This is a genomic window from Paraburkholderia sp. CNPSo 3272 (assembly GCF_024206495.1).
Taxonomy (GTDB): Bacteria; Pseudomonadota; Gammaproteobacteria; order Burkholderiales; family Burkholderiaceae; genus Paraburkholderia.
This window is the reverse complement of the sequence record NZ_JAMBPQ010000099.1, coordinates 1-1,217: the sequence shown is the minus strand read 5'-3', so window position 1 is coordinate 1,217 and position 1,217 is coordinate 1. Positions and strand designations below refer to the sequence as shown.

Below are 1,217 nucleotides of genomic sequence, written 5' to 3'. Positions count from 1 at the left end.
CGGCAAAGAAAGCAACTGTATTGAAGGTCAAGGGGCAAGCCCCAAGAAATCACGCTTTGGGGGGATTCCAGGGAATGGCATCCCGCATCATGGCGTTGAGTTGGGTGAGCAGCTTGCGCATGCCGGCGATGAATGCGACCTTGGTCTTTTTGCCTCTGGCGCGTAACTGATCGCAAAACGCCTTGATCTGGGGATTGGCCCGTTGAGCTGCGACGCACGCCATGTAGAGAGCGCGCCGCACGATGTGGCGACCGCCTTTGATATGGCGCTGCCCCTGGTAGCTCCCGCTATCGACGTTAAACGGGGCGAGGCCGACCAGCGACGCGATCTGTCGCCCACTGAGGGTGCCCAGTTCAGGCAGAAAGGCGATGAGCGTGGCGGCTGTGGCTCTGCCGATGCCGGGCGCAGAGCGTAGCAAGGCTTCGGTCTTGCACCAGAGTTCGTTCGAACGCAGGAAGGTGTCGATGTCGTGGTCGGCGTCCTTGATACGTTGCTGAAGGAATCGGATGAGTTCGTCGATGCTGGGCAGAGCGGCCCTGTGAGCGCGTTTGCGGCGATTCTGCTCGGCTGTGAGCATCTCGATCAACTGGGCCCGGCGCAGGATCAGAGCCTGCAACTGCTGGGTCTGCTCATCGTTCAAAGGCCGCACGGCGGGCTTGACTGCAGCACCGTAGTGAGCGATGACGCGCGCATCGATGCGGTCGGTCTTGGCGAGCCGGCCGGTGGATTTAGCGAAGTCACGTACCCATTTGGGATTGACCGCAACGGCGGGCAACCCGGCCTGACACAAGGCTTCCAGGACAGCTCTCTCGAGCTTGCCGGTGGCTTCGAGCACAACCCGCTGGGGTTTGAGGGGCAGCAACCGGTTGATCAGATCGGCAATACCTTCGGGAGAATTGGTGACCCGGAAGTATTCAGTGGACTCGTGACAGGCCACGTCGAGGAACTCGCCGCTGACATCGATGCCGACGAACAAGGGGGAAACGGAAGAAGATTGGATTTGGTTCACCACAGCACCCATACTTGCAGAAATACGAGCTCGAGGCTCAGTCAACTGTCCGGGTTCGGAGCGGTAAGTGGAAGCGGCGCCACCAGCTTTCTTTCGGGCTGCGAGCCCTTGAAGGACAAACGGGCTACCGCTTCCTGCGAAAGGAAAGGATCAGTTTCCAGACGCAGTAAGCAATATACAAGTAGGCAAAGAAAGCCGCTCAAACCGC

1 protein-coding gene is annotated in these 1,217 nt (G+C 59.5%); it reads right to left on the bottom strand.

The window, feature by feature from the left end:
* Positions 1-49 precede the first annotated feature (49 nt).
* Entirely contained in the window at positions 50-1,021 is a 972-nt protein-coding gene (locus M3I53_RS37940) for an IS110 family transposase (RefSeq protein ID WP_254320813.1), read from the bottom strand.
* Positions 1,022-1,217: the final 196 nt, after the last annotated feature.

Excerpts from the sequence above, each read along its gene's own strand:
- M3I53_RS37940 (WP_254320813.1), bottom strand. The coding sequence starts at position 1,021 with ATGGGTGCTGTGGTGAACCAAATCCAATCTTCTTCCGTTTCCCCCTTG.